At 44.1% G+C, this 24004-nt stretch carries 21 protein-coding genes; 11 read left to right on the top strand and 10 right to left on the bottom strand.

Annotation, left to right across the window (positions count from 1 at the left end; all coding sequences use genetic code 11):
* Positions 1-42 precede the first annotated feature (42 nt).
* The 9 genes from atpG (at position 43) to ACVBIO_RS12800 (ending at position 12270) form a co-directional block, all read left to right on the top strand.
* A complete protein-coding gene (atpG, locus tag ACVBIO_RS12840) occupies positions 43-903 on the top strand; it encodes a F0F1 ATP synthase subunit gamma (RefSeq protein ID WP_447161620.1) in 861 nt (286 codons plus the stop codon).
* A gap of 35 nt (positions 904-938) precedes the next feature.
* The gene (gene atpD / locus ACVBIO_RS12835; protein ID WP_447161619.1) at positions 939-2315 is read left to right on the top strand and encodes a F0F1 ATP synthase subunit beta; all 1377 of its coding nucleotides are present in this window, start codon (positions 939-941) and stop codon (positions 2313-2315) included.
* Positions 2316-2346: 31 nt separating this feature from the next.
* Positions 2347-2775, top strand: a complete 429-nt coding sequence (locus tag ACVBIO_RS12830; RefSeq protein WP_447161618.1) for a F0F1 ATP synthase subunit epsilon — start codon at positions 2347-2349, stop codon at positions 2773-2775.
* Between the two features lie 580 nt (positions 2776-3355).
* Positions 3356-3730 (top strand): DsrE/DsrF/TusD sulfur relay family protein, encoded by a 375-nt coding sequence (locus tag ACVBIO_RS12825; protein WP_447161617.1) that lies wholly within the window; start codon positions 3356-3358, stop codon positions 3728-3730.
* Between the two features lie 128 nt (positions 3731-3858).
* Positions 3859-5220: a bifunctional UDP-N-acetylglucosamine diphosphorylase/glucosamine-1-phosphate N-acetyltransferase GlmU gene (gene glmU, locus ACVBIO_RS12820; protein ID WP_447172767.1), complete on the top strand. Its 1362-nt coding sequence runs from the start codon at positions 3859-3861 to the stop codon at positions 5218-5220.
* 319 nt (positions 5221-5539) lie between these two features.
* The gene (locus ACVBIO_RS12815) at positions 5540-7672 is read left to right on the top strand and encodes a TonB-dependent siderophore receptor (RefSeq protein ID WP_447172766.1); all 2133 of its coding nucleotides are present in this window, start codon (positions 5540-5542) and stop codon (positions 7670-7672) included.
* A gap of 162 nt (positions 7673-7834) precedes the next feature.
* Positions 7835-8605 carry a DeoR/GlpR family DNA-binding transcription regulator gene (locus tag ACVBIO_RS12810; protein WP_447161614.1) on the top strand — a complete coding sequence of 257 codons (771 nt, stop codon included), beginning with the start codon at positions 7835-7837 and terminating at the stop codon, positions 8603-8605.
* A gap of 101 nt (positions 8606-8706) precedes the next feature.
* Positions 8707-10536, top strand: coding sequence for a glutamine--fructose-6-phosphate transaminase (isomerizing) (gene glmS / locus ACVBIO_RS12805; RefSeq protein WP_447164298.1), 1830 nt, complete (start codon positions 8707-8709; stop codon positions 10534-10536).
* Between the two features lie 162 nt (positions 10537-10698).
* Positions 10699-12270, top strand: coding sequence for a hypothetical protein (locus ACVBIO_RS12800; RefSeq protein WP_447172765.1), 1572 nt, complete (start codon positions 10699-10701; stop codon positions 12268-12270).
* A gap of 74 nt (positions 12271-12344) precedes the next feature.
* On the opposite strand, the gene ACVBIO_RS12795 is transcribed toward ACVBIO_RS12800, so the two are convergent.
* The 7 genes from ACVBIO_RS12795 to ACVBIO_RS12765 form a co-directional block, all read right to left on the bottom strand.
* Positions 12345-13136 carry a helix-turn-helix transcriptional regulator gene (locus ACVBIO_RS12795; RefSeq protein ID WP_447172764.1) on the bottom strand — a complete coding sequence of 264 codons (792 nt, stop codon included), beginning with the start codon at positions 13134-13136 and terminating at the stop codon, positions 12345-12347.
* Between the two features lie 317 nt (positions 13137-13453).
* The gene (locus ACVBIO_RS12790; protein WP_447161610.1) at positions 13454-14497 is read right to left on the bottom strand and encodes a GMP reductase; all 1044 of its coding nucleotides are present in this window, start codon (positions 14495-14497) and stop codon (positions 13454-13456) included.
* Between the two features lie 250 nt (positions 14498-14747).
* Positions 14748-15041 carry a hypothetical protein gene (locus ACVBIO_RS12785; protein WP_447161609.1) on the bottom strand — a complete coding sequence of 98 codons (294 nt, stop codon included), beginning with the start codon at positions 15039-15041 and terminating at the stop codon, positions 14748-14750.
* Between the two features lie 262 nt (positions 15042-15303).
* On the bottom strand, positions 15304-16053 hold the full coding sequence (gene pstB, locus ACVBIO_RS12780; RefSeq protein ID WP_447161608.1) for a phosphate ABC transporter ATP-binding protein PstB: 750 nt from the start codon (positions 16051-16053) through the stop codon (positions 15304-15306).
* A 10-nt stretch (positions 16054-16063) separates the two neighbouring features.
* Positions 16064-16915, bottom strand: a complete 852-nt coding sequence (gene pstA / locus ACVBIO_RS12775; RefSeq protein WP_447161607.1) for a phosphate ABC transporter permease PstA — start codon at positions 16913-16915, stop codon at positions 16064-16066.
* Complete coding sequence (pstC, locus tag ACVBIO_RS12770; RefSeq protein ID WP_447161606.1) at positions 16915-17820, bottom strand: phosphate ABC transporter permease subunit PstC; 906 nt, start codon at positions 17818-17820, stop codon at positions 16915-16917. The genes pstA and pstC overlap by 1 nt, the downstream gene beginning before the upstream one ends.
* A gap of 78 nt (positions 17821-17898) precedes the next feature.
* Entirely contained in the window at positions 17899-18708 is an 810-nt protein-coding gene (locus ACVBIO_RS12765) for a phosphate ABC transporter substrate-binding protein (protein WP_447161605.1), read from the bottom strand.
* Between the two features lie 564 nt (positions 18709-19272).
* Between ACVBIO_RS12765 and ACVBIO_RS12760 the strand changes: the two genes are divergently transcribed.
* Complete coding sequence (locus ACVBIO_RS12760; protein WP_447161604.1) at positions 19273-20469, top strand: potassium/proton antiporter; 1197 nt, start codon at positions 19273-19275, stop codon at positions 20467-20469.
* Here ACVBIO_RS12760 and ACVBIO_RS12755 read toward each other — a convergent pair.
* The 3 genes from ACVBIO_RS12755 to ACVBIO_RS12745 all read right to left on the bottom strand — a co-directional run bounded on the left by ACVBIO_RS12755 (position 20466) and on the right by ACVBIO_RS12745 (position 22240).
* Positions 20466-20663 (bottom strand): DUF2061 domain-containing protein, encoded by a 198-nt coding sequence (locus tag ACVBIO_RS12755; RefSeq protein ID WP_447161603.1) that lies wholly within the window; start codon positions 20661-20663, stop codon positions 20466-20468. The two genes, ACVBIO_RS12760 and ACVBIO_RS12755, sit on opposite strands and share 4 nt — an antisense overlap.
* Before the next feature lie 182 nt (positions 20664-20845).
* A complete protein-coding gene (locus tag ACVBIO_RS12750) occupies positions 20846-21748 on the bottom strand; it encodes a 1,4-dihydroxy-2-naphthoyl-CoA synthase (RefSeq protein ID WP_447161602.1) in 903 nt (300 codons plus the stop codon).
* Between the two features lie 138 nt (positions 21749-21886).
* Positions 21887-22240: a hypothetical protein gene (locus ACVBIO_RS12745; protein WP_447161601.1), complete on the bottom strand. Its 354-nt coding sequence runs from the start codon at positions 22238-22240 to the stop codon at positions 21887-21889.
* Between the two features lie 88 nt (positions 22241-22328).
* Here ACVBIO_RS12745 and ccoG point away from each other — a divergent pair, with 88 nt between their 5' ends.
* Complete coding sequence (gene ccoG, locus ACVBIO_RS12740) at positions 22329-23750, top strand: cytochrome c oxidase accessory protein CcoG (RefSeq protein ID WP_447172763.1); 1422 nt, start codon at positions 22329-22331, stop codon at positions 23748-23750.
* Positions 23751-24004 lie beyond the last annotated feature (254 nt).

The raw sequence follows: 24004 nt of genomic DNA, 5'->3' as shown, positions 1-24004 counted from the left end.
GAGGTGCCTCTGGCACCTCAGGTCCAGAATTGGAGAGTAAAGATGGCCAACGCTAAAGAGATTAAAACCAAGATCGCGAGTGTTCAAAACACTCAGAAGATCACGTCTGCAATGGAAATGGTTGCCGCGAGCAAAATGCGTAGAGCACAAGATCGCATGGCTGCTAGTCGTCCATATGCAGAAAATATGCGTAAGGTGATCGGTCACGTGGCGCAAGGTTCTCTCGAATATAAGCATCCTTATTTGGAAGTGCGAGAAGCTAAGCGTGTTGGTTACATTGTTGTGTCAACCGACCGTGGTCTTTGTGGTGGTCTGAACGTCAACCTTTTCAAGAAGGTTGTCGCAGACGTGAAGAAGCAGCGTGAAGCTGGTGCAGAAGTTGAATTCTGTACAATTGGTGCACGTAGTGCGCAATTCTTCAATAGCTTTGGCGGATCTGTTTCTGCTTCTGCTTCAGGTTTAGGCGATGCTCCAAAGCTAGCTGACCTGATCGGAACAGTACGTGTGATGCTAGAAGCATACAACGAAGGCAAGCTGGACCGTTTGTACGTAGTATTCAACAAGTTTGTAAATACTATGACGCAAACGCCGGTGATCGAGCAGCTGCTACCTTTGCCTAAGTCAGAAGAAGATGAGTTTACTCATCAGTGGGATTATATCTACGAGCCGGATCCAAAGTTATTGTTAGATACTTTGCTAGTTCGTTTTGTTGAATCTCAAGTTTATCAAGGCGTTGTTGAAAATATTGCATCTGAGCAAGCGGCCCGTATGGTTGCTATGAAGGCTGCAACTGACAATGCTGGTGAACTTATCGGTGACTTGCAGTTAGTCTATAACAAGGCCCGTCAGGCTGCGATTACGCAGGAATTGTCGGAAATTGTTTCTGGTGCTGCTGCTGTTTAGGCTAGGTAACGAATACAAGTTTTAGAGGATTAATCATGAGCACAGGTACTGTTGTCCAAGTAATTGGCGCGGTTGTGGACGTTGAGTTTCCACATGATGCCGTACCTCAGATATATGACGCTCTAGAGATCAAAAGTGAAGGCTTGGTGCTGGAAGTTCAGCAGCAACTAGGTGGTGGTGTAGTTCGTACCATCGCTATGGGTTCTTCAGATGGTCTGCGTCGTGGTCTTGAGGTGACAAACACAGATTCACCTATTTCAGTTCCGGTTGGGTCTGCGACTCTAGGCCGTATCATGAACGTATTGGGCGAGCCTATTGATGAAGCGGGCCCTATCGGTGAAGAAGATCGTTATGTGATCCACCGTGAAGCACCTTCATATGAAGATCAATCAAGCACTACTGAGCTTTTAGAGACGGGTATCAAGGTTATCGACCTTGTATGTCCATTCGCTAAAGGTGGTAAAGTAGGTCTGTTTGGTGGTGCTGGTGTTGGTAAGACCGTCAACATGATGGAACTTATTAACAACATCGCTAAAGCACACTCTGGTTTATCAGTATTTGCCGGTGTAGGTGAGCGTACTCGTGAGGGTAACGATTTCTACTACGAGATGGAAGATTCTGGCGTTCTAGATAAAGTGGCCATGGTATATGGTCAGATGAACGAGCCTCCAGGAAACCGTCTACGTGTGGCACTGACTGGTCTAACAATGGCTGAGAAGTTCCGTGACGAAGGTAAAGATGTTCTTTTCTTCGTTGATAACATCTATCGCTACACCTTGGCAGGTACTGAAGTATCTGCACTGCTAGGCCGTATGCCATCAGCAGTAGGTTACCAGCCAACATTGGCTGAAGAGATGGGTGTACTTCAGGAGCGTATTACATCGACTAAGACAGGGTCTATTACCTCTGTTCAAGCCGTTTACGTACCTGCGGATGACTTAACGGATCCATCACCAGCAACAACCTTCGCTCACTTAGATGCGACTGTTGTATTGTCACGTAACATTGCTTCACTGGGTATTTACCCAGCGGTTGACCCATTGGATTCGACTTCACGTCAGCTAGATCCACAGGTTGTTGGCCAAGAGCATTATGATGTTGCTAACGGTGTTCAAACCGTACTTCAGCGCTATAAAGAGCTGAAAGATATCATTGCGATCCTAGGTATGGATGAATTATCTGATGAAGATAAGACAACTGTATTCCGTGCTCGTAAGATTGAAAAATATCTTTCACAGCCTTTCTTCGTAGCAGAAGTATTCACCGGTTCTCCAGGTAAGTACGTTTCTCTTAAAGACACAATCCGTGGCTTCAAGGGCATTCTAGAGGGTGAGTTCGATCACCTTCCAGAGCAAGCGTTCTACATGGTTGGTTCAATCGACGAAGCTGTTGAGAAAGCTAACAAAAAATAACTAAGTCTTTGACTTAGTTTAAGGAGAACGGATGGCAGCCATGACAGTACAGCTTGATATGGTAAGCGCAGAGAGTCATATCTTTTCTGGTCGAGTAGCTCAGCTACAAGTATCAGGAACAGAAGGTGAACTAGGTATTATGCCTGGTCACGCAGCTCTGTTGACAAGTATCAAACCTGGCATGGCGCGCATCGTCAAACAAGATGGAAGCGAAGAGGTGTTTTACCTTTCAGGTGGTATCCTGGAAGTACAACCTTCTTCAATTTCAGTATTGGCTGACGTCGTTATGCGTGCCGATGAGATTGATGAGCAGGCAGCTATAGAAGCCAAGCATCGTGCAGAAGCTCATATGGCTGATGCTGGTGCTGACTTTAACTATGCTGCGGCAGCAGTTGAGTTAGCTCAAGCTATTGCCCAGTTGCGTGTTGTCGAGACCATCAAGAAGAACATTGCCAGATAAGGTTATTGTTTGAAGAAAAAAGGCGCCCTTCTTAACGGATGGGCGCCTTTTTTGTGTCTGGAACACTTATGCCAAAACCCATGGATGGTTAGTTTTGGTATTTGTGTCTAAAAGCAGGTCCTAGGAAAAGCGAAGAAAGGTCCTAGGTGCTAGGAAAGACAAAGACGAACGGCCTGCGGCCTAGGGAACGTGACTACGTCACTTACGGAAAATATGGGAAAAGAGGGTTCTAGATGATAGGAAAAGCAAACGCTTCGCTGACGGATAACGGAACGTTCGCAAGCTCACTCACGGAAAAGATAAAAGCTAAGTTTAGCGAGAGCTTCTGTGACCCTTCTCATCAATCTACTCTAGGTTGTTTTGCCCACCAGCTTTGGTATTAGCCACCTTAGGACTGCCGATGCTGCTCTTATAGGATCTAGCAGGAACGTAGTGACGCTCTAGCCGTGACCAGCTCACGTCCTAGCGGCTGGTTATTTAACTGTCTGAAGAACTCTTTTCCGCAATCGGCATAACGTCAGAACGTGATCTAAGTAAGAACCCTTGGCTAATTTGAGTGTTACCCTCATGGATTAATTTTATGCTTGAGAGTTCTTCCATGCAGCACGTACTGATAATTGTTAATGATGCCCCCTATGGTACAGAAAAGTTGTTTAATGCCCTTCGATTGGCTATACAGCTCAACGAGCAAGACTATTCACCCGTTCGAGTAAGCCTATTTTTACTGTCTGATGCAGTTACTGCAGTTCTACCTAATCAGAAACCTACTGAAGGCTATAACATTCAACAGATGCTAGAGATTGTTGCCGCACAAAAAACACAAATTAAGTTTTGCGGTTCTTGCATGCAAGCTCGTGGACTGGCAGATCTGAAAGTCATTGAAGGTTGCGAGGAAGCTACTATGGATGATCTTGCTCAATGGGTACTGGTGGCAGATAAAACCATTAGCTTTTAATCTAGATCCTGCAGCAAGTCGAGTCGCTTTTAATACTGGTATCGCTTAAAATCGTAATCTGATAAATACCTCATTTTCTAACATTAGCTCAAATACTAGCTTAAGCATTAGCTCAAGGATATAAACCAATGGCACTGAATGTAGTGATTTTGGCCGCAGGCAAGGGAACCCGCATGCGCTCAGATCTTCCAAAAGTTCTTCACCCTATCGCTCATAAGAGCATGGTTCAGCATGTTATCGATACTGCACATCAAGTGGGCAGTGATGCTATCCAGCTAGTTTATGGCTATGGCGCTGATAAACTGCAGGCAAGCTTAGGTGAACAGCAACTTAATTGGGTACTACAAGCTGAGCAATTGGGCACTGGCCACGCGGTAGCGCAGGCGAATGACAATATTAGCGACGATGATACGGTGCTTATTCTTTATGGTGACGTGCCGTTGATTCAGGCATCGACGCTTGATGGATTATTGGCTGCACGTGACGCTAATGGTTTGGCTATTCTTACTGTTAATCTACCAAACCCAACGGGTTACGGCCGTATTGTTAGAGAGAACGGTAACGTCGTGGGTATCATCGAGCAGAAAGATGCTAATGCCGAGCAGCTTGCTATCAATGAGATCAACACTGGCATCATGGCTGCACCGGGTAAGCAACTTAAAGCCTGGCTTAGTCAGTTGTCATCAGACAATGCTCAAGGTGAATATTACCTTACCGACATCGTTGCTATGGCGCACAATGATGGCGTTGCTATTACCACCGCACAGCCGGAGTCTGCTGTGGAAGTTGAAGGTGCAAATAACCGCGTACAACTAGCGCAACTTGAGCGAGCTTATCAAGCGCGTGCGGCAGAAAAGCTGATGCTTGAGGGCGCTAACCTGCGCGACCCTGCACGTATTGATATTCGTGGCGATGTAACTGTCGGCATGGATGTGATGATTGATGTTAACGTGATTATCGAAGGTAAAGTGACGATTGGTAATAACGTCACCATTGGTGCTGGCACGATTCTTATTGATTGCGAGATTAGTGACAACGCGGTAATTAAACCCTATTCGATTATCGAAAGCGCTAAAGTGGGAGTCGCTGCAAGTGCTGGGCCTTTTGCTCGTTTACGTCCCGGCGCTGAACTTAAAGAAGATGCTCATATTGGCAACTTTGTTGAGATGAAAAAAGCGGTATTAGGCAAGGGTTCCAAAGCGGGGCACTTGGCTTATATTGGTGATGCAACCATAGGTAGCGGCGTTAATATTGGTGCAGGTACCATTACTTGTAACTATGACGGTGCCAATAAGTTCCAGACAATCATTGAAGACAATGTATTTGTTGGTAGCGATACCCAGCTTGTTGCCCCCGTGACTATTGGTAAAGGGGCCACCTTAGGTGCAGGTTCTACCATTACTAAAGATGTTGCAGCCGATGAGTTAGTGATCACGCGCGTTAAGCAACGGCATTTAACGGGCTGGGTGCGACCTGTTAAGCAAAAATAAGTAGGCTTATGCCATTGAAGAGGCGACCTTTGGGTCGCTTTTTTGTTTTCTGGACTAGTTTTGACTAAATCTTTGACTAAATAGTACTCCTGCCAGTAACGGCTTTAATCGCGAGGCTTGCCTATGTCTTACCTCTAAATTAATGTATTGCACAGGGTTGTTGCGCATACATTTTAGACTGGTAAATGCCCGATACTGAGGACATATTTGAACTGCGTCACTCTCTATTGTAAATATGTGTAAAGAAGCTTAAATAAAAACGATTCTCATTTATATTGCGACTCAATTATTACATTCATGTGTCATTTTGGGGTTGGATATGTCTGTTGGGACGTCATTTAAGTTTTCTCGTTTAGGGCTCGCAATCGTTACCGCATTGGCTTCATCATCAGTTTTTGCTGAAGAAGCTGCAGCTGAAAATACCATTGTCGCTAATAGCAATATTGAGCGTATTAGCGTTACAGGTCGTAGTTTTAACGATTACAACGTAGGCTCATCTTCAGGCGCTATGCGCGGCAATATCGACATCTTAGACACGCCTCAATCTGTCACCGTTATCCCTGACTTTGTCACTGATGAACAGCTAGCAACCAACCTTTCTGAAGTGTTGGTTAATGATTCGAGCGTGACAGGCGGATCTGAAAAGTGGAACCGCCAAGTATTTAATATTCGTGGTTTTGAGCTTTCATCTGGTTCAGGCTTCTTGATCAATGGTCAGCAGCAGTGGTCTCACTACGTACAGCCTATTGAAACACTACAGCAAGTTGAAGTGCTTAAAGGTCCGTCAAGTATGCTTTATGGCCAGTCAGGCCCTGGCGGCTTGATCAACATGGTTACCAAGAAGCCTGCTTACGAGACGATGCTAGATATTGGCTTTGATACCGATGAGCATGGTTCTACCCGTTTCCAACTTGATGCGGGTGGTAGCTTAAATGATGCTGAGACCATTCGTTACCGTACGGTATTGGTTAAGCAAGACACTACTTACTGGAGAGAGTATCAAGACGGTAGTCATCAAGAGCGTGATCGCTGGTTAGGCTATCTTAACCTAGAGTTTGATATTACCGATGACTTACTACTCTCACTTAAATATGATCATACTCAAGACAAAACGGGTATCGATCGAGGTGGTTGGTTAAACAGTAGCGGTGACTTGATTGGTGGCCGTGACATTATTTGGGATCAGCCATGGGCATTTACCGATAACACGATTTCTAACTTAGGTGCTGAGCTGCTTTATAACCTAACCGATGACTGGCAAGTTAAAGCGGGTTATAACGATCAGCAGTTTAATCGTCAACGTTTAGATTCTTCGCCATCACTTATCAGTGGCTCTGAAGATCCATTTACAGATGGTTATTATATTAGTCCATTTGACCGTTATGACGACTGGCAGCACAAAACCGGCTTTGTTGATTTCACTGGTAATATCTACACCGGTGATATAGAACACCAGTTGCTTGTTGGCGCTAACATGCTTGATTACTACTATGGTCAGCTCAAAGAGTCGGGTGAGAAAAACCAATTAGTCATGCCTGGTCAGGCTGTCCCTAGGCCAGATCTTGATTACAACCGTGATGCAACCAAATACGAAAGTGAATACAAGCACTACGGTTTCTATGTTCAAGACTTAGTGACGATTACCGATGAGTGGCAGGTGCTTGCTGGTGTACGTTACGACGAACAGAAGAAAGAAGGTTTGGGTAATAATAGTTATGCGGTATCGCCTAAATTTGGTGTGATCTACTCACCTGCGGATAACGGCAGCATCTACGTTAACTACTCTAAGAGTTTTACCCCTCAAGGGATAGTAAACAACATTGATGACGTTAATGATGGTAAGAATCTCGATCCTGAATACGGCGAGCAGTATGAAGTGGGCACTAAGTGGGAACTGTTTGACGGTAGCCTACTGTTAACCGGTGCCGTATTTGATATCACAGTATCAAATGTGACGGTAACTGAAGAGATTGAAGGTAGTTCTGAAACTATTACGACTCAGTCAGGTGAGCAGCGCCATAAAGGTTTTGAGGTGGGCGCTCAAGGTCAAGTGAGCGATAGCTGGTTTATGACGGGTTCTATGATGTATCTCGATGCTGAGTATCATCGCCCTGAAACGGATAGCTTGAACGGTAAGACTCCTGTTGATGCGCCTGAGTGGTCTGCAAACGTATGGACGCGTTATGAGATGACCGATGATTTAGCATTAAACTTTGGTGCTCTCTATGTGGGTGAGCGTTTTGCTAATACCAGCAATACGATTAGTAAAGATGGTTATGTACGCTTCGATATGGGCGCTGCATACACTATGGACGTAATGGGGAGTGATGTCAGCGTTCGTGTAAACGTGAAAAACCTATTCGATGCAGATTACCTAGCGGGCGGTACTAATACCGATGTGACTGTAGGTGAAGGGCGTCACTTTAGCCTAGCGCTAGAAGCTAAGTTCTAACGAAAGCTGCAAGTCTAATGAGTGCTAAAGCCTCAACCTTAGGGTTGGGGCTTTTTTGTATTGATGATTTTTTACTGAAACACTCATTATCATCAAAAACTGGCAAATAAGTTTCGTTTCACTATAATATGCCTTTCGAATCGAAACTTAGCGAAAGGTTTTATGAACAAACGAAACACTCAACAACGACGTCACAGCATTATTAGCCTGCTTAACCAGCAAGGAGAGGTGAGTGTTGAAGAGTTGTCCCTACGTTTTGAAACTTCTGAAGTCACCATTCGCAAAGACTTAGCCACATTAGAAAAAACCGGACTTTTACTGCGTCGTTATGGTGGCGCCGTCGCCGTGCCTGATGAAGTTACCCAGCAGTTTACAGCTAAAATAGCACCGAATAAGTTATCTATCGCAAAGGCGGCTGCTCAGCTGATTAACGACCATAATCGCATTATTATCGATAGCGGCAGTACTACGTCAGGTTTGATTGGTGAGCTTAATGCTAAGCGTGGTTTATTAGTGATGACTAACTCCCTTGCTCTGGCTAATTCGATTCATGAGCTAGAAAATGAGCCGACGCTATTAATGACGGGCGGTACTTGGGATCCGCATTCTGAGTCTTTCCAAGGACAGATTGCCGAACAAGTGTTGCGTTCATATAACTTTGATCAGCTGTTTATCGGTGCTGACGGTATCGATCTTGAGCGTGGCACGACAACCTTTAATGAACTGACTGGTTTAAGCAAGGTGATGGCGGAAGTGTCACGAGAAGTGGTGGTGATGCTCGAGTCAGAAAAGCTGGGTAGACGCATTCCAAACCTTGAACTACCCTGGAGCAAAATCAGCGTGTTAGTCACCGATGATAGGTTACCGAGTGAAGCGCTAGACATCATTTCTAAGCATGGTGTGCGAGTTATTCTAGCACCTTATGCAGGGTAACGTATTCAGAGTCATCATCTCTGATTAATCGCGTTATCCATTTTAAAATTCAATTTTTAACTTTAAATTTATCTCTCACAAAGAGAGTCTAGGTAAATAATATGTGTGGAATCGTTGGTGCTGTAGCACAAAGAGATGTAGCTGAAATTCTTGTGGAAGGGCTAAGACGCCTTGAATACCGTGGATATGACTCTGCGGGTGTTGCGGTATTAAATAATGGTGAGCTCAATAGAACTCGCCGTGTGGGCAAGGTACAAGAGTTATCGGCTGCACTCGATATTGCACCACTTGCTGGTGGTACAGGTATTGCGCATACACGCTGGGCAACTCATGGTGAGCCGAGTGAGCGTAATGCACACCCTCATTTATCTGAAGGTGATATAGCAGTCGTTCACAACGGTATTATCGAAAACCACAATAAACTGCGTGAGATGCTAAAAGGCTTAGGCTATACCTTTGCATCAGACACTGATACCGAGGTGATTTGTCACTTAGTGCATCATGAGTTAAAGGCACATGACACGCTACTTGCAGCGGTTCAAGCAAGCGTTAAGCAACTAGAAGGTGCCTACGGCACTGTGGTTATCGACCGTCGTGACAGTGAGCGTATGATCGTGGCTCGCTCTGGCAGCCCACTGGTTATCGGTTATGGCCTAGGTGAAAACTTCGTTGCTTCTGATCAGCTAGCACTTTTACCTGTGACACGCTCTTTTGCTTTCTTAGAAGAAGGCGATGTGGCTGAAGTGACGCGTCGGACCGTGAGTATTTATGATGTAGATGGCAATGCGGTTGAGCGTGAAGTTAAAGAGTCTGAAGTAACTCATGACGCCGGCGACAAAGGTGAATACCGTCATTACATGCTAAAAGAGATCTACGAGCAGCCAACAGCTATCGCTCGTACACTTGAAGGCCGTATTGCGGGTGGTAAAGTATTAGATACTGCATTTGGTGACAACGCAGCTGAATTCCTAAAAGACATTAAGCACGTACAGATTATTGCTTGTGGTACCAGTTACCATGCCGGTATGGCAGCACGTTACTGGTTAGAAGATTGGGCGGGTGTATCGTGTAACGTCGAAATCGCTTCTGAGTTCCGTTACCGTAAATCTCATCTATTCCCTAACAGCTTACTCGTTACTATTTCACAGTCTGGTGAAACCGCAGATACCTTAGCGGCAATGCGCTTGGCTAAAGAGATGGGTTATAAGGCAACATTGACGATTTGTAATGCGCCAGGGTCATCACTTGTTCGTGAATCTGATATGGCTTACATGATGAAAGCAGGCGCCGAGATTGGCGTAGCGTCAACTAAAGCCTTCACTGTGCAGTTAGCGGGTCTATTAATGCTGACATCTGCTATTGGCCGTTACAATGGTATGTCTGATGAGATGCAAGCTCAGATCAGCCAAAGCTTGCTTTCTATGCCAGCTAAAGTAGAGCAAGCACTAGGTTTAGACGATGCGATTGCCGAACTTGCTGAAGATTTTGCCGATAAGCACAATGCACTATTTTTAGGGCGTGGTGATCAGTACCCCATCGCAATGGAAGGTGCGCTTAAGCTTAAAGAGATCTCTTATATCCACGCCGAGGCTTACGCTTCAGGTGAGCTTAAGCATGGTCCATTAGCACTGATTGACGCTGATATGCCGGTTATCGTAGTTGCACCAAACAATGAGCTATTAGAGAAACTAAAGTCTAACGTTGAAGAGGTACGTGCTCGCGGTGGCTTGATGTATGTATTCGCCGATAAAGACGCAGAGTTCGAGTCGGATGACACCATGAAGGTGATTCCGGTTCCACACTGTGATGAGTTTATGGCACCGTTAATCTACACCATTCCACTACAGTTACTGTCTTATCACGTAGCCTTGATTAAAGGTACCGATGTCGATCAGCCACGTAATTTGGCTAAGTCAGTGACGGTTGAGTAACAGATAGAATTAAATTTATCATTTAATGATTAGAAACCTCCCTTGTGGAGGTTTCTTTGTTTTAGAGATCTTACTTTCTCCTATGTTATCCCCCTAAAGGGGGATGCTGTAATGACAGGCTTATCACATGCTATCCATAGGCCAATATCAAGGAGAGAAATAATGAAAAAACTAATAAGGCTTAGCGTATCGGCCTTGGCTGTGAGTAGTATACTAGCCCTTACTGGCTGCGGTAGCGACAGCGATAACGCCACCCAACCGCCGGCTCCAGAGCCACAGCCAACAGTATTGACGGGAATATTTTCGGATAGTCCAGTAGCGGGAATGGGCTATGAAACTGCGGATCATAGTGGTGTCACGAACGCTCAGGGACAGTTTAATTATAACGAGGGTGAGTCTGTAGAATTCTACATAGGCGCTACGCGTTTTCCAATTGTCGCGGGTCAGGAAGAAGTGACACCGATGGATTTGTACCAAACAGATTCGGCTGATAATACAGGAGTGATTAACACCTTGCGCTTACTGCAGTCGCTCGATACAGATAATGACCCCGATACAGGAATTCAATTAGCGGATGATATCCATGAAACGCTAGCGGGCCATCAGGTGGACCCTACAGCAGATAATTTTGATGAGCAGGCTGGGCAAGCACTTGTCGCATCAGGATTGGAGGCTGAAGATCTGGTCGATGCTGATGATGCGTTAGCCCACTTCGGTCAGAGTCGGGAATATCAATTAACGGATTTGACTGGGCAGTGGCATACGGTCTTCTTTTCTATCCCCGTTGCCGGCACATACTCACCGGATGCCTTTAATTATGTGGTTGAAGAGTGGACTATCGACGCCGCGGGTAATGTCACTATGGCGGCTAAGGTAAAGAGTGCTGGGGATCTAGATACTGACACATTTAAAGTTAACTTAAGTGAAAGCGGCATGCTGAGCTTTACTGAGATAGACAATCTCGATATGGGTTTAAGCAGTAATAAAGACAAGATTGCCAATTACTTTAGTGAAGAGGGTGAGCAGGAACTTGGCTTTTCGATAAAGTTATCTGGTGGCCAACAGCTTAGCGATCTCGAAGGACAGTGGTGGGGTACAGGAGTTGAAACCCCTGTTAGCGCTAACTTTAATCAGAACGAGTTTGGTGTGTGGATCGATAAGCTTGTGATTGATGACCAGGGTAAGGCTGACATTATAGAGCTAACAGTTGGTAATCAGCAAGCGAGTAATGAGGTAGAAACGGTTCAATTTGCTATGAATGAGATGGGTAAGATCACCATCGAAGATGACGATGAGTCTGCGGTGACTTACCTTTCTCGCGGTAAAGATGTCATTTTGCGCCATAGCTTTAAAGCAACTCGACAGAATATGTCGGTACTATTGCGTGCCAATGAAAATCCAACTATTGCGGATCTAGAGGGAAGTTGGCGCCTATATAACTTACAGATGCCAGACGATGGCAGCATGAACACCGATGGTTTTGGCTATTGGATTGTCGAACTGAATATTAATGCTGATGGTCTTGCAGTATGGAGCCATGTGGCAACGTCCGAAAATCAGACGTTAACTGACCAATCTATGCAGATGAGTCTAGTGGATGGGTTATTTGTTGGTGACGAAGATAAGTGGGCTATGAACCAAGATAAAGACCTAATGGTGGTGGTATCTCAATGGCAAGATGGGGCTGATGAGTTCTCGGCCTTTGCTATTGCAATTAAGCAAGTTAAGCCATAACTCTCTTTAGTGCTTTAATGAGTAAAGCCTGCAGATATCGGCAGGCTTTTTTTGTAATAGCCAATTGACGAGACCTAACTATTAAGGCCGATAGTCACCACCAGCTCATCATGGTTATAGCGCCACAACAATTGATTTTGATGCTTAGAGCCCGTTTTGTGTAGTACGCTTTTTATCTGGCTCTTTATGGTTTCCTTGCTGACGTTTCGAATATCTGCGATATCAGAGCCCGAATGACCACTGATTAATAAGCTCAGCACCTGGTATTCAGCAGGCGTTAACTTGATCGGTCTATGCCTGATCGTCAGTGGAAAATGTTCTTGGCAGCGACAAAGGGCTTTATCTTGCTCCATACTTGCTAATTGTTTAGCGTGAAAAGCACTAACCCATGGTTGCATTGAATGGCCTAGCTTCTCATGTAATCGTCGTGCGCTACGACTAAATACCTTGTTAAGCGAGTGAGCCGTAAATAACAGGTACAGGTGCTGGTTGACGCCTAAAAGTAGAATTAGGCTTGAACGATAGCGAACATAAGGCAGTAAGTTTTCACTGTAGATTTGGTCCGAAATCAACTCGGGATCAAGTAGGCTCTCCATTATTTGCGAAGTATTTATCAGGCCTTTGCGTAAGTAAGTATTAAAGAAAATATCATGCCGCCAGTGTTGTTGGTAAAGCGGGATATCTTTTGTTGAGATCTCTGGTGACCAGGTGTGTTGTCTCTCTAGGCAAGTATCGATAACAGTAATGCTCGTCGCATCAGCCTGCAAAATATTCGATAGATAGCTAAAGTCTTCACCTTTAATCTCTCTCGTCGACATATTTTCTATTAATAAGTACTGCCACTTGGAAAAATCGTCCCAGTTCACAAGCCCTCCTAGCGAAAACATGGGCGAACATGCCGCCATTAACCTTAACTTAACAAAGGTAGCTGTTTTGGAATTGATATAGATCAAAAATATGCTTAAGTAAGCACCGCTAATCGTCATGTATTATCTGGAGTGTTGTGACTAGAGGGAGGGCTTTATTTAAATCGGGTAGATAATATATTTATAAAAGGCGGTTGGGATTAGAGGAAGTAATACAAATGACAAAAAATCGAGTATGAACATTATCTTTATAACTTGGCGTTAACCACGTAATAGGAGCTCTGTTAAAGCCCCTATTAAATGAGTTGTTTTATAGTTTACTCTTTACCGTAAACGTTATTTTCCTGCTCTTGAACACGAATAAACGTGGTGCGTTTAGTGAGTTCTTTGAGTGATGCAGCACCAACATAAGTACAAGTAGATCGTACGCCACCCATAATGTCATTAATGGTGTTATCTACGCTGCCTCTAAATGGCAGTAATACCGTTTTACCTTCTGCTGCGCGGTACTTAGCAACGCCACCAGAGTGTTTATCCATTGCTGACTGTGATGACATGCCGTAGAACTTAACCATGGTTTTGCCATCTTGCTCAATAACTTCGCCGCCGCTTTCTTCATGGCCAGCTAACATACCGCCAAGCATCACAAAGTCTGCACCGCCACCAAAGGCTTTAGCGACATCACCAGCACAACTACAGCCGCCATCACCAATAATCTGTCCACCTAAGCCGTGGGCTGCATCAGCACATTCGATAATGGCTGAAAGTTGTGGGTAGCCAACGCCAGTTTTAACACGCGTTGTGCATACTGAGCCAGGGCCAATACCGACTTTAACGATATCTGCACCGGCAATAATCAGTTCTTCAACCATATCACCAGTGACCACGTTCCCCGCGCTAATGACAGTTTGTGGATGAGCTTGTCTTACTTTGCGTACGTAATCGACTAGATGTTCTGAATAGCCGTTAGCGATGTCGATACAGATAAAGTTAAGCGCATCAGAAAGCGCTAAAATTTCACTTAACTTAATGAAGTCAGCATCTGAGGTACCGCTTGAAACCATCACATGTTGAAGTACATCAGCAGGTTGGCTGGCAACAAACTCGCCCCACTGCTCAACAGTGTAATGCTTATGAACCGCTGTCATAACATTGTGTGTAGCTAGGCTAGCTGCCATCTTAAAGCTGGCTACAGAATCCATGTTCGCGGCAATAATTGGTACACCAGACCAAGTTTTACCACTGTGCTTAAAAGTAAATTGACGGTTTAGATCTACTTGAGAACGACTCTTTAACGTTGAACGCTTAGGTCGGATAAGTACATCTTTAAAACCTAACTTTATATCTTGTTCAATACGCATAGTTTATTCCTCTCATGGATTTTGCGCGCAGCAAAACCGCCGATAAAAAGATTTTTTATCGGGCATTAAATTAATTCCTGAGCTTATTTCAGGCACAAAAAAACCGCAGCGTTTTGGGGCGCTCCGGTTTTAGGTATTATAGGAACAGATTTTCAGTTAGCAAGTTCTTAAATTAAAACTATCATTCCCTAATGAAGGAAGGTTGCTATGCTGTTGTATATGTACATTCTTGCCTGTATTAGTGTTGCGCCTATGTTTGTTCTTGTCTTTCTGCTGCGCCTTTCGCTTTAGACTGCTTTATGTCGAAGTTATCTAATAGTAACAATGTATCTGCGATGGCTGATTTAAGTTTTGCAGCTGGTGGTGAATTGAGGTTCTTGGCTTGTTTTAAAGATTCTCGGCGAGTGACAAACTCTAACATTGTCTCGAGATTCTCTGGACTATCGATATCTAGTGGGGGCAATTTCTTGATGCATGCATTGTTGTAGATTTCGAATTCTCTTTGCAGGTGTTCTTGAGCTTCTCTAGTTCTTTCCATATTCATGTAAGATAGCCTCTTTGTTCAATATACCTATATACCGAAGCTATCTTAATAATGCGCCTTTAACAAGCTTACGTTTTTTGGTTAGCCTTGTTTTTTTAGGTTTATTAGCTATTTCCATCTTAGGTACTAGTTTATTGTCGTGAAAATTCACTTAATAATTAACAAAAACTTCAACGATGTTAGTACGCTGGACCACTAATTCTATTTCTATGAATGATAGCAATGCGCTCAACTGTGGCGTGAGCGCATTGCTATGTATAACCTAACCAAACTTGCCACTAACGTAACCTTGAGTCCGTTGATCTAATGGACGGTTAAAAATTTGGCTCGTGTCACCATGCTCAACTAGCTCACCCATCCAGAAAAATGCTGTTTTGTCTGAGATCCGCTTTGCCTGGTTCATAGAGTGAGTCACGATGACGATAGTGAATTGTTTACGCAGTTCATCCATTAACTCTTCAATTTTATGGGTTGCAATGGGGTCTAATGCGCTCGTGGGCTCGTCCATTAAAATCACCTCCGGCTTCATGGCTATGGCTCGGGCAATACATAATCGTTGTTGCTGGCCGCCAGATAGACCAAACGCGGGAGTATTAAGTCTATCTTTAACTTCTTCCCATAGCGCTGCACTCCGCAACGACTCCTCCACCGCATTATCTAAGACTTTTTTATCTTTAATGCCTTGTGCTTTGAGGCCGAAAGCCACATTTTCGTAGATACTCATTGGAAAGGGATTTGGCTTTTGGAACACCATGCCAACTCGCATTCTTAAGTGTTTAACATCCACATCTTGATAAATATTGCTGCCCTCAAACATCACGTCACCGTTAATCTTTACCCCCGCAACTAAGTCATTCATGCGGTTTAACGTGCGAAGTAAGGTTGATTTACCACAACCTGACGGGCCAATTAACGCGGTTACTTGGCGAGCTGGAATGGCTAAAGAGATATCTTTGAGCGCGTGGTTGTCGCCGTAAAATAGGTTTAAGTTGTTCACTTCTAGCTTATTCATGGAGATAACCTTATTTGGATGATTTATTTAAACGTGAGGCAATCACTTTCGTCGCCATATTTAAGATGAGAACCAGCACAATCAAAACCGTCGCGGTGGCATAAGCTTGATCCCACTCATGTTGGGTAAATAGCTCTTGGGTTAATTTATAAAGGTGTACAGTCAAGGTGCGGCCTGATTCAAGCACCGATTCTGGAATTTGTGTCACCATACCAGCGGTTAAAAATACGGGGGCTGACTCACCTATCACTCGTCCAGTGCTTAAAATTATTGAAGTTACAATACCTGGTAGGGCGCTGGGCAGGACTAAGCGAAAAATGGTGTAGATTTTTGAGCTACCTAAGGCATAGCCGCCTTCACGATAGCTCATAGGCACTGACAGCAGCGCTTCTTCAGTTGTACGGATTATCACGGGGAGAATTAGCATGGCTAGGGTTAATGCTCCTGATAAAATAGAAAAGCCTAGTCCAAGTGTGGTGACAAAGAAGGTCATACCAAATAGACCATAAACAATCGATGGGATGCCCGCTAATGATTCGGTACAAAAGCGGATCACCTTAACCACTTGGCTGCCTGGAGCGGCATATTCCGTTAGGTAAATAGCTGTCATAATGCCAATCGGGGCGGCAAAGGCGAGTGATAGGCCGACCATATACACGGTGGATACTATCATGGCCCAAATTCCAGATGCTTCACCAATACGAGTGTAAGCGCCAGTAATGAATTCCCAGCTAACGTGAGCGAGGCCATTACTTAATATGTGCCATACCACCCAAAGTAAAAACAGCAGAGTTGTAGCCGCAGCAGACCAGATGGCTAGCATCATCAATTTGTCTTGGTTGTCTCGTGAAAGTTTTAACATTAGTGCGCTCGCTTTCTGTTGAGATAAAGCAGTGAACCGTTAAGTATTACGATAAATACCAGTAACACTATGCCCGTAGAGTAGAGTGCGCTGGCATGAATGCCTGTAGCGTATGACATCTCCATCGCGATATTGGCGGTTAAGGTTCTAGCGGGCTCTAAAATTGAGCCAGGCATTGCTGGGGCATTGCCCATCACCATAATGATTGCCATGGTTTCGCCTATCGCGCGGGCGACACCTAGCGCAATACCAGTGTAAATACCGCTTCGTGCAGCCGGTATTAGTACCTTAAAAATACTGTAGATATGCGAAGCACCGAGTGCGAGCGCTCCCTCTTTATAGATTGGTGGTAAGGCGCGTAGGGAGGTTTCTGAAATCGTAATGACGGTCGGTAAAATCATAATGGCTAAAACGATGACGCCCGCGAGTATGGTGTTACCCGCAGGGATGTTAAATATCGTTTCTATGGCGGGGACGATAATCACCAAGCCAAAGAAGCCATAAACCACAGAGGGGATACCAGCAAGCAGCTCAACGGCAGGGCGAATAATATTGGCCAACCAATTTGGTGCGAGCTCTGCAAGAAATACCGCGGTAAGTAGCGCAATAGGTACACCAATCATTACGGCGCCAGCTGTTGATATTAGCGATGCAACCATCATAGGTAGCAAGCCAAATAGTGCTGGTGGCAGCCACTCTTTACCTAATAGCATTTGTGAAACACCGGCTTCTTTAAAAGCAGGTAAGCCTTCGCTAAAGACAAACCAACCTATAGTCGCAACTGAAAGTACGCCGACCATTGCGCTGCATAAGAAAAGAAGGTGAAACCCCATCTCTTTCAAGTCGTATGATTTTGCTGGGGCGAGCTGAAGCCCTTGCAACCCAGCTTTACTGGCTGTCGTCATCACTTATCCTCGACATCGAACTGATGAAAAATGATTGAATGAGAACAGAAGAATATTTATTCCTCTGTTCGTTATCGTTTACTTAACAGGAATGTAGCCTTCTTCAGCCACTATGTTTTGGCCATCTTCAGACAGGATGTATTCAATGAAGTTGTTAGCATTGCTTGGTGCATTTTTATCTATCAATACAATGAAGGGGCGTGCGATTTGATAGTCACCGGCTATGATGTTGTCATCAGTTGCTGCAACACCGTTGACGTCGACAGCACGAAGGCTTGCATCGACACTGCCTAAAGAGATGTAACCGATTGCATAAGGGTTATTGGCGACGATGGTTTTGATCATACCGTTACCATTACCTACTTGAGCGGTCGGAGAAATTGCGGTGACCTTGTGGCCGTTAATCGTGCGTTGAAGTTTCATTATCTCTTCAAATGCACCGCGAGTACCGGATCCATTCTCACGAGTGACGACAACGATTGGGCGTGATTCACCGCCGACTTCGTTCCAGTTTTTAATTTCGCCTCGATAAATTTTTGAAATCTGTTCTTGAGTTAAGTTTGTTACTGGGTTTGTTTTATTGACCGCGGCAGCAATTCCGTCACGAGCAATAACGATCTCTTTGGTGTCACTGCTAAGCTCATTATCTTTTATATTGCGAGAAGACATACCTATCATACTGGTGCCATCTTTGGCTGCTCGGATCCCCGCTGATGAGCCTGTGCTTTGTACTTCTACACTGCTGTTGGTGTTGTTTTGATAGTTTTCTGCCAGCACTTCCATTACATGGGCTACAGATGTCGAACCTGATACTGTAACAGTGCTTGCTTGAGCTAGTGGTGCAGCCATTAGACTTACTGCGGTTAACAAGCCAAATACTTTTTTCATTACGATTTCCACTCTATTGTTTGGTCGCTTAGATACCAGTTATTTTACAAAACCAAGTTAGTTGCCTCGTTGCAGGCAAGCGCATTAAGACAGAGGAATATGACAGTTAGGTGACAACACCTTTAGTGCGACAGGTTTAAATGGGATTAAGCAAAGCGTTATGGTCAATGCGTAGAAAACAAAATGGCGGTTTTTGTTAAATGAATAAAAATTAAGGGGGAGTTTTCTTAATTGATAATATAACGTCTTAAGCTAGAGGCTGGGGAGGCTTGAAGAGATTGGCGTTAAATGGTTGCAATAAACTCCGGTCGGAATTAACTTAGTCTTAAGACTATTTTAACAATAAGAGTGCCGATTTATGCTATGTTTCTGTTGTGAGTTAGTAAGATAAATTTATTATTAAACTTTTATGACAGCCAGTCAAAACCGCATTTTTATCTGTAAAACCATAGCCAAATAGCGCCTGTTCGCAAATAGCAATGCCGAGTGATTCTATTGAGCCTATCTTCATTACTCGACACTTGTTTCGTAATTACATTATATAACCACATTAAAGGTGCATAAATGACCACTGAAATGATCATGATTGGTATGTCGGCGTTAATTTTAGTTGGCATATTACTGCACCACCCTTCAAGAACACTTGGTATTCCGTCGTTGCTTATTTTTATGGGTGTTGGCTTGATGCTAGGCAATGGCGAGTTTAACTTTGTCTATGACGACCTAGATAAAACCGCATGGATAGGTGGCTTGGCGTTGAACATGATTGTATTCGTTGGTGGCATTAATACCTCAACGGACAAAATTAAAGTCGCCTATAAAGAAGGCGGGATCCTCGCATCTTTTGGGGTGTTATTTACCACGCTTATTTTTGGCTTTATTTTATACTGGCTGTTGGATTTCAACTTTATTACTTGCCTATTGTTTGCTGCTATTGTGTCATCGACAGATGCTGCAGCAGTGTTTTCAATTCTTGAATCTAAAAAGCTTAAGCTAAAAGAACAGACCGACACGGTATTAGAGTTTGAATCGGCCACTAACGATCCCGTCGCTATGCTACTGGTTATCTTTTTAACTGATATGGCGCTTTCAAGCAGTAAGACCGTAGTGGCATCTGAGATCGCTATAGAATTGGTCACGCAAATTGGTGTCGCTATGATTGTCGGTTGGCTGGTGGCTAGCATCGCGGTCTGGTTATTAAATCGAATTCACCTATCAGAGTTTGGTCTCATCCCTGTATTTGTACTCGCAAGCTTTGTGATTGCGACCTATGGTGCCGACGTACTGGGTGGCAATATTTTATTGGCTTCATATATAGCGGGGGTGGTAATAGGTAATGGTATTAAGCGAGGCCAGCTTGTTAATCTGCACTTCTTTAATAGTTTATCTTGGTTAGCACAGGCCTTAATGTTTATCGTGTTGGGCTTACAAATATTCCCGCAATCATTAGCTGCCGTGTTTATTAGCTCATTACTACCGGCACTACTGTTGATCTTTGTTGCTAGACCTTTAGCTGTGCAGCTTTGTTACTTGCCTTTTACTAAGGCGAGTTGGAAGAAGCGGCTGTTTATTTCCTCTATTGGTCTAAAAGGGGCGACCCCCATTGTATTCGCATTGATCCCCGCGGCGGCAGGTGTACCGGGATCGTTAGATATCGTGCACATGGTGTTCTTTATCGTATTGTTCTCAGTGTTTATTCAAGGGGGGGCTATTGGACCGCTCGCGAACAAACTGGGTTTAAATAATACTGATAAAGATTAAGCTGGCGCAGTTTGCAGTGCGTTTTTAGACTCGATGTTTTTCCACACCTTTTCGTGAAAGTAGAAAACAACGGTATTAACAGCAGGTTCTATTAACGCGACGGCACCACCAATGACAACGCTTCCTGTTAACAGGTAAGTAATGGTGAAGGCGACGCCAAAGTGTAGAATTGCGAATGTCATGGTTTTAATCATAATGAGTGCCTCTATTTGAATTACCTAAATGGTAATGGTTATCATTTGTAATTAAAAGGGGTTTACATAGATTAGTTTGATAGGCTTTGTCGATTGGAAATGCACTTTGGGTATAAACCCATCAATATAGTTCGTGTACTGATGGGTTTACGTTAGGCTTTCATTAACAGATTAACTGTAAATTAGTAGTGCCAAGGGAATGAAGAGAAGTCCTGATCACGCTTTTCTAAGAAGGCATCACGACCCTCTCTGGCTTCTTCGGTGCCATAAGCTAGGCGAGTCGCTTCTCCGGCGAATAACTGCTGACCAACTAAGCCGTCATCGGGTAAGTTAAAGCCGTATTTCAACATACGCATCGCGGTAGGAGACTTAGAGTTGATCTCTTTAGCCCACTTTAATGCTTCTGTTTCTAATTCTTGGTGAGGGATAGCGCGGTTAACCATTCCCATGTCAAAGGCTTCTTCTGCAGAGTAATTAAAGCCAAGGAAGAAGATTTCTCGAGCGCGCTTTTGGCCTATCATCTTAGCAAGGTAAGCGCTGCCATAACCTGAGTCAAAACTACCTACATCAGGGTCAGTTTGCTTAAATACCGCGTGCTCTTTTGAAGCAAGGGTTAAGTCACATACCACATGTAGACTATGGCCACCGCCAACAGCCCAGCCTGGTACAACAGCAATAACCACCTTAGGCATAAAGCGGATTAAACGCTGTACTTCTAAAATATGTAAACGCCCCATACGAGCCACATCTGGCGTGCCTTCTTCAGCACCTTCATACTTGTAGCCATCTTTGCCGCGAATACGTTGATCGCCACCGGCACTGAAAGACCATTGACCTTTAGCTGAAGGGCCATTACCTGTTAGTAATACACAACCAACATCAGACCACTGACGCGCATGATTGAGTGCGGTGTAAAGTTCATCAACGGTTTTAGGGCGGAACGAGTTTAAGCAATCAGGGCGGTTAATTGCGATACGTACAGTGCCCTGATCTTTGGCTCTGTGGTAGGTAACATCTTCGAAATCAAATCCTGGAACAAGATCCCATAATTCGGGATCAAAAATGTCAGATACTGGTAGTGTCATGAGCCTTTAGCCTTTTTTCTTCATAGAAATACGATAATAGCTAAAGGCTAGGCCTAATCAGATCTCAGGTCAATCTAGTTTGCATGCTAATCGATTAACTGAGATCTGTTGCGTTATTTGACTAAAGACTTTAGGCCTTTAATTAAGCTTGTCGCAAATGTAAGTTTGATTTTCCTTACTAAAAGCTGAATGTTTATTGGCGCCACTACCACAGAAATCAGCTTTAAACTCATTGAGTTTGGCCTGTGATTGCGTAATTACAGTTAACGCTTGTTGCTCCGTAGCAGAAAGGCGGTCTGCAATATCAGTTTTTAACAAATCGAGTGTATTATCTACACGCTGGATCTGAGTGCCTGTCATGCTATCAAGCTTGTCCTCTGCCTGTTGAAATATTCCTTCAATCTCAGCGATTGGCTCGTCTAAGGTATCGGTTTCTGTATAAAGGTAGTAAAGAATGCCACCGATGATTGCCAATATGATCCAACCCTTCATCTTTTAGTCCTATGTAGGTGAATAACTTGTAGTATAAGCGTTATAATAAGCTAGTTTTCCAGAAAAATTAAAGCTGTAAGGCTGCAAAATGAGCGCAGAACAAAATAATAAAGACTTCTCTAAAGCTGAAAGAATCAAAATTCATCAACCCGATGCCAGTAAAGCCGACCGCTTTAATCCGCGTAATCGTATTTATGTCCGTGCTGTTGAGGGCTTGTGGAGCACTCTGCGTCGCCGTCTAGGTTGGGTGGCAATGTTGTTCTTTTTAATTCTGCCTTGGATCCCCTGGGGAGACCGCCAAGCGGTGTGGTTTAATCTTGCCGAGCAAAAGTTTCATGTCTTTGGTTTAACCATCTGGCCGCAGGATTTTACCTTACTCGCAGCATTATTAATGATCGCGGCATTTGGGTTGTTTTTTATCACAACATATCTCGGTCGAGTGTGGTGTGGCTACACATGCCCGCAAACCGTGTGGACTTTTATCTTTATATGGTTTGAAGAAAAGCTAGAAGGGTCGCGTAATAAGCGTATTAAGCTCGACCAGATGCCATGGAGTTTCAACAAACTGTGGCGCAAAACCGCTAAACACGCATCTTGGTTGCTAATCTCTTTACTTACAGCAATGACATTCGTGTCTTACTTTGTGCCGACCAGTGAAGTCTATAAAGAAGTGTTCACCCTAACAGCCAGTGGCGGTGTTTACTTCTGGGTTATCTTCTTCACCTTTGCGACTTACGGTAACGCAGGGTGGATGCGCGAAATTATGTGTCTTCACATGTGCCCCTACGCACGATTCCAAGCCGCCATGTTTGATAAGAACACTTATATAGTGGGTTATGATACCAAGCGCGGTGAAACCAGAGGGCCAAGGTCGAGAAAAGCCGATCCTAAAGCACTAGGCTTAGGAGACTGCATAGACTGCGACTTATGCGTGCAAGTTTGTCCTACTGGCATCGATATCCGTAATGGCTTGCAATATGAGTGTATAAACTGTGGTGCATGTATTGATGCATGCGATACGACTATGACACGTATGGGCTACGATAAAGGACTGATTAGCTACACCACTGAAAATAAGTTAGAGGGCGTAAAGGAAAAAGTGCTTAGGCCAAAGCTTGTGGGTTATGGCGTAGTACTGTCAGTGATGATTTTAGTTCTTGTTTATGCAACTGCTACGATAGCCCCCATTCGTATCGACATTATCAGAGACAGAAACCAGCTCTATAGAGAAACCGATGACGGTTTGATAGAGAACACCTTTACGTTGAAGATTTTGAATAAGACAGAAGAGGCCCACCTTTACAATATGGGTGTTGAAGGGCTAGCCAATTATGATTGGATTGGACCTCAACAAGTGAGCATTAAAGGAGGGGAAGTCTTAACCTTACCTATTAGTGTTGCTGTTGACCCTGTAGACCTGAGCCGAACAATGACTCATATCAACTTTAAAGTGACTACTGATGATGGTGAAATTGAAGCAAAGCAAGAATCTCGCTTCTTTGGTAACTGATCCTTTACTGTGAAACATGTAAAAAGGGGGCTTTTAGCCCCTTTTTTGTACGTATCGTTTGTTAACTATGCATTTGATTCGATTATTCTAATTTAATTGAAAACCCCCCTTGCGCTGATCTCAAATTTCCCTATAATGCGCATCCACTGACACGGCACAGCAGGCCAACTACTCAGGTAGAACGGGACTTGCAGCGGTGTTAGAGAGTTAAAACTCCTAGGAGATTTGATTCAGGTGACAAACGCTTTAAGAGC

Source organism: Shewanella sp. 0m-8 (genome assembly GCF_052977265.1).
The sequence above is the reverse complement of the archived record's forward strand: the minus strand, read 5'-3'. Positions and strand labels throughout refer to the sequence as shown.